General features: G+C 68.6%; 4 protein-coding genes. 3 read left to right on the forward strand and 1 reads right to left on the reverse strand.

From position 1 onward, the window contains the following. Positions 1-73: 73 nt before the first annotated feature. Positions 74-553 carry a disulfide bond formation protein B gene (locus ACREB7_RS20355; protein ID WP_431594078.1) on the forward strand — a complete coding sequence of 160 codons (480 nt, stop codon included), beginning with the start codon at positions 74-76 and terminating at the stop codon, positions 551-553. A 12-nt stretch (positions 554-565) separates the two neighbouring features. Here ACREB7_RS20355 and ACREB7_RS20360 read toward each other — a convergent pair whose 3' ends face one another. Then, positions 566-4198 carry a CHAT domain-containing protein gene (locus ACREB7_RS20360; protein ID WP_431594079.1) on the reverse strand — a complete coding sequence of 1211 codons (3633 nt, stop codon included), beginning with the start codon at positions 4196-4198 and terminating at the stop codon, positions 566-568. A gap of 141 nt (positions 4199-4339) precedes the next feature. On the opposite strand from ACREB7_RS20360, the gene ACREB7_RS20365 reads away from it, so the two are divergent. Together ACREB7_RS20365 and ACREB7_RS20370 are read left to right on the forward strand one after the other, a co-directional pair. Beyond that, positions 4340-4858, forward strand: a complete 519-nt coding sequence (locus ACREB7_RS20365; RefSeq protein WP_431594080.1) for a demethoxyubiquinone hydroxylase family protein — start codon at positions 4340-4342, stop codon at positions 4856-4858. 76 nt (positions 4859-4934) lie between these two features. Then, positions 4935-5543: a hypothetical protein gene (locus ACREB7_RS20370; protein WP_431594081.1), complete on the forward strand. Its 609-nt coding sequence runs from the start codon at positions 4935-4937 to the stop codon at positions 5541-5543. Positions 5544-5594: the final 51 nt, after the last annotated feature.

Raw genomic sequence — 5594 nt, forward strand, 5'->3', positions numbered from 1 at the left:
CTTCTCGGATAGGCGCCCTTCGACAGGCTCAGGGCTACGGTTCAAACTTGACCGACATGTTTAGGGGTCCGACATGCTGAACTCGCGTATCGCCGCGCCGCTCGTCGCGCTGGCCGCGCCGCTATTGCTCTATGGCGGCGCGCTGGTGTCGCAATATGGCTTTGGCCTGCACCCGTGCGAAATGTGCTACTGGCAACGCTGGCCGCACCAGGCGGCGATCGTGCTGGCGCTGCTCGCGCTCGTGCTGCGCAAGAATGACGGCGCGATGCGCGCACTGACCCTGCTCGCGGCGGTGGCGATCGCGATCAGCGGTCTGATCGGCGTCTTTCACGCCGGGGTCGAATATGGCTGGTGGGAGGGGCTGACGACGTGCAGCACCAGCGCCAGCGGCCCCGTCACCCTCGACGACATCATGGCCGCGCCGATCATCCGCTGCGACGTACCGCAATGGACTCTCGGCCCGATCTCGCTCGCCGGGTTCAACGCGATCTTCTCGGTCGGCGCCGCAGCGCTGGTGCTCGCGCTGTTGCGGCGCCCGCGCCGCGCCGCCTGAGCCGATGCCGGGCTAGCGCCCGATATCGCCGATCAGCTCGAACGCCGCCCAGGCGTTGGGGTGCGCCCAGCTTTGGAAGAAATCGTCGCCGCGCCGATCGTCGCGGATCGCGCGCATCGCGATTTGCAGCGCTTCGGCCCGCGTCCGTCCGGGCACCTCACGGGCCGCCGCGATCGCCTTGACCGTAACCACGCTCGCGACATCGTCGCGCACCGGCCAGTGCGACGCCAGCAGGTTGCGGGCGCCGGCGAACAGGAAGGCGCGGCTGAGCCCGCCGAGCCCGGTCGCCTTTCCGGCCTCGCCCGTCGCGGTGTTGCACGCCGACAGGATCACCCAGTCGGCATTGAGCCGCAGCCCGGCGACTTCGGACGCGGTCAGCAACCCGTCATCGTCCGGGCCCGGCGTGACGGGCGGGGTGAAGACCAGCGCCGCTTCGCCCAGCCCCTCCACATCGCCGGGCAGCAGGCCATGGGTGGCAAAGGACAAGATGCTGATCTGCGACAGGTCGGCGGCAAACACCGACGGCTCGGTCGCACGCTCGGCCATGCGGAGCGTCGAGGCCGGCGCGTTCAGCGAAGCGCGCAGCGCTTCAAGCTCGGTCGCGGTTCCGGGCAGTCGCGACAGGCTCCGCAACTGGTCGACCTGCTCCCCCGACACCGCATTTGCCGTCGCCCCCATCGCCCGCCGGGCATCACGCCCGCCACGCCGCGCGCGCGGCGGGCCCAGCAGCACCGGGTCGCCGAACCCCGCGAAGCGCGGCGCCGCATCGGCGGAGCGCGCCGGATCGGCCGCCTTGGCGCGTTCAAACTGCAGCGTTTGCAGCGACGGCAAATGCGTCAGCGCAAAGGCGTCGGCCAGCCATTTGGTCGCACGCAAGGCGTCGGGGTCCCCATCGTCGCCCTGCGGCGCTTCGCTGACCAGCACGCCAAGCGGCAAGGCCGACAGCGCGCCCGCCGTGGTCGCAAGGACGAATTTTTTCCCGGCGAGCGTGGGGCCGAGGGGTTCGATGAGTTCGCGATAGAGCTGGAAGGCCAGCGTGCGGTCGAACGCATAACCGCCCCCGCCGCGCGATTCCCACACCGCCGCAACCTCCTCCGGGACGTTGACGTCGGCCCCCAAATCCCAGCGCAACCGGGTGACGGCGCGATCGAGCCGCTTGTTGTTCCATCCGGACCGGTGCCAGCGGATGGCGTCGCGGGTCACGGCGATCGCATGTGTCCCGCCGTCGGTCGGCACCAACAGCAGGGCCGCCTCGTCATCCGCGAGCAGCGCCTGCAATTCGGCCAGCCCCAGCGGACGCGGGCGGATCAGCGCGAAATAGTCGGGAAACTCGGCCTGCAGTTCACCGACGACCTGCGTCAGCCGTTTCTTGCGGACGGCCAGCGCGGCCGCGTCTTTTTCGGCCTGTAGCGCCATCGCCCGGCGTAACTCGTCCGCGCGCTCGCGCGCGAAACGGACATTATCCTCATAGCGCGCCAGTTCGAGCTTATAGGCGGCTTCGGCGGCAACGAACTCCGCCTCGCGCTTGGCAAAGGCCGCATCACTCTCGTCGTCGAAGCGAAAGGGGCGCACCGGTACTACCGGAGCAGGGGGTGGCGGCGTCTGCATCTGGGGCGTCATGTCCCGCCCCGATGGCAGCGAGGCGACCAGTTGCTGATACTCCTCGGCCAGCTTTCCGAGCGCCGGCGCGCGCCCCGCCGCCGCCGCCCGCCCGGCATTGATCGACACCGCCTCGGCCGTCCCGGTCAGCGCAGCGTCCTGCAGCAGGTCGAACGCCTCGGTCGTCGCCTCAGCCGACGGGCGCCCCGATTCAGCCGCCCACAACGCATCGGCCAGCGCGGCCTGCGGCGAATCGAGCCGATCGACGAAGCTGTACCCGGCGCCCCGACCATCGGAAAATTCGGGCTGCACAAAGGCGCGCTCGCTGGCCCGCAGGCTGTCGACCATCGATCGCAACCAGGGCAGGACCTCGGGCATCAACGTAGGATCGTTGCGCCGCGCCAGTCCCATCAGCAGCCAGAACGCATATTGCTGGCCGAAAACGACGTCGCTTTCATTCTCGCCGGTCGTCGGGCACCCCGGCGGCCGCTGGCCGATCAGCGACCGCGTGTCAGCCGCCTGCGCCAGCCAGATGTTGACCGAACAATCGGCCCCGTCGACCTCCAGCACCTTGAACCGGATATCGTCGATCCGTTTTTCTTCCTGCCAGTCGGCCAGCGCTCCCGCCCGGTTCCCGGCGGCAAAGCGCGCAAGGCCACGCCCCCGTAAGATGCGCGCCCGCGTCTCGGCATCGTCGGCGATCTGGGTGGCGGCAAGCGGAGCCGCCCGCTCATAGGCCGCAAGCGCCTCCGTCAGGCGCCCGGCGAAAAGATCGGTCTCGGCCTGACGCCACAGCGCCGCCAGGCGCGCGCCGGTCAATTCGCCTTGCAATTCGCGGCGTAATTTGGCGCGATCGACCTTGACCGCCTCGGCGGGCAGCGTGTCGAGAAGGTCGAACGCCTGGTCGCCGATCCCGCCCAGCCGAAGCAGCGAGGCATATTCGCGCACGACCGATTCCAGGTCCACCGCCGCCGCCGGTGCATCGCCCTGCGCCAGCTGCACCTTCGCGCGCGCGAATCGAAAGGATCGCGAATTGGGATTGACCAGCGCCGCCTTGTTTATCCCGCTACCGTCAGCGTAATGATGCGCGAACTGCTCGTTGAACAGGTCGATTTCCTTTTGCGCCGCCGCGACATCGCCTTTCGCGAGATGCAGGTCGACCAGCGCCGCGGTGACGTCGGACAGGTTATCGAGTTCGCTATAGTGGTTGAGGTCGGCCAACCGGTCATATTCGACCAGCAACAATTGTTCGGCCTCGGCCGGCTGGTCGGCGGCGGCCAACGCCTTCGCCCATTGGACGATGTTGTACGTTCGGAAAAACCCTTTCGTCGGCGCTTCGGCGAGCACGCGGCGCAGCGGCAAGGCCTCTTCCGGCCGGCCGGCCTTGGCCAAGGCGTCGGCAAGACCGTCATTGATCCAGCGTTGCTGCGATTCGCCGCTGCGCGCCAGCGGGCTGGTCGCGAGCTTACGCCACAAATTCACCGCCTCTTCGGTGCGACCGAGCTCGGCCAGCACCGCCGCGCGTTGACCCCACAGCTGCCCCTCGGCGGGATCGACAAGTTTTGCGACGTCTTTGCCCGCCAGCGCCCGCTCGATCAGCGGCAGCGCCTCGGCATCTTCGCCCTGCGTGTCGAGCATCCACGCCGACAGCGCGATCGCGCGCCGACAGATGGCGTCGGTCTCGACCAGCGAACCGCAGCGCGCCACCATCTGGTCGAGCAGCGCGTTCATCGCCGCCCGATCGGCCGGACTGGTCAGGCGATAGGCGTTGATGGCGTCGAACAACCGGGTCGTCAGCGGATGCTGCATCAGCGGCCGGGCATCGGGCGCGGCCGTCAAAAGATCGCGCGCCCGCGCGATGCGATACGACGCCATCGTCCGCAGGCTGTCGCGCGCGTCGTCGGGCCGTTCCTTGTATAATATCGCGTCGATCTCGGTCGCGAAGGCGGCGGCATAATCGGCGTCGGTCGCGCCTTCATATTTTTCCGGGTCGGGCAGGACCTGGGCCTGCGCGGCGGTCGCCAACAGGCTCACAGCGGTCAACACCGTCCGCGTCAAAGCGCTCCCAATCATCGGCACCTCCCCTCCCTCCGGCGCGACCATCCCGTTGGTATCGCGTTCGGCGGCTTTGGCAAAGACCTTGCGCGCCAGCTTGACCCTTTGGCTCGAAACGCCCACATCGACGGCATGAGCAAGACCGACAAGAATGCGTCGATGATCCGCGTCGACCAGGCGGGCGAATATGGCGCCACGCGCATCTATGCCGGCCAGCTCGCGGTGATGGGCGATCGCCATCCGATGGCGCGCGAGATCGCGCACATGGCCGAGCAGGAAGAACGGCACCGCAAATTCTTTGACGCGATGGTCGCGCGGCGCGGCGTCCGGCCCACCGCGTTGCAGCCGGTATGGAATGTCGCGGGCTTCGCGCTCGGTGCGGTGACGGCCGCGATGGGCCCCCGCGCCGCAATGGCATGCACCGCTGCGGTGGAGACCGAGATCGACCGCCATTATCGCGAACAGCTCGACGAACTCGGCGACAGCGACCCCGAACTCAGCGCCGCCGTCGCCGATTTCCGCGCCGAGGAGCTCGAGCACAAGGAAGCGGCGCTGGCCGCCGGCGCCGAAAGCGCCCCCGGCTATCCGCTGCTCAGCTTCGCGATCCGCGCCGGGTGCCGCGCAGCCATCGCGCTGTCGAAGCGTATCTGATACACCAGCCGCTGCCCGTTCATCACCGATGCAGACACGCGGTGTCATGCCGCATGAAATGACGAAGGAAGTTCCGATGACCCGCCTCCCCCTCGCCGCGCTGTTCCTCGCCGGCAGCCTGTTCGCGCTTCCCGCTGCGGCGCAGGACGCCGACACGTCGAACGCCGACAAGATCAACCAGGTCATCGTCTATGGCAGCGACAAGTGCGAGCAGAGCAGCCCCGACGAGATCGTCGTGTGTAACCGCCTGCCCGAACAGGACCGCTATCGCGTGCCCCAGCTGTTCCGCGGCGGCGACCCGCTCGACCCGCGCAACCAGGCGTGGCTGAACCGGGTGACGTCGATGGAGCGCGTCGGCCGTTTCGGCACCGACAGCTGCTCGCCGGTCGGGCTCGGCGGCTTCACCGGTTGCACGCGGGCGCTGGTCGAAGGCGCGCGCGCCGAGGAAAAGGCCGCCGACAAGACCGACTGGCAGACGATGATCGCCGAAGAGCGCGCCAAGCGCATCGCCGGCATCGACGCAGCCTCCGACGAAGTCGAAGCCGCCGTGGTCGCCGAAGAGCGCGCGATGGCCGAGCGCCAGAAGGCGGCAGCCGATCTCGAAGCGCAGGCGAGCGGCAACGCCCCGCAGCGCGAGACCGCCGATCCCGACGCGACCGAGCTGCCGGTTCCGCCGAAGAATTGACGCATCACTCTAACCGTAGCCCTGAGCTTGTCGAAGGGCGCTTCTCAGTGA

The sequence above is a fragment of the Sphingopyxis sp. genome (genome assembly GCF_050725615.1).
Lineage (GTDB): Bacteria > Pseudomonadota > Alphaproteobacteria > Sphingomonadales > Sphingomonadaceae > Sphingopyxis.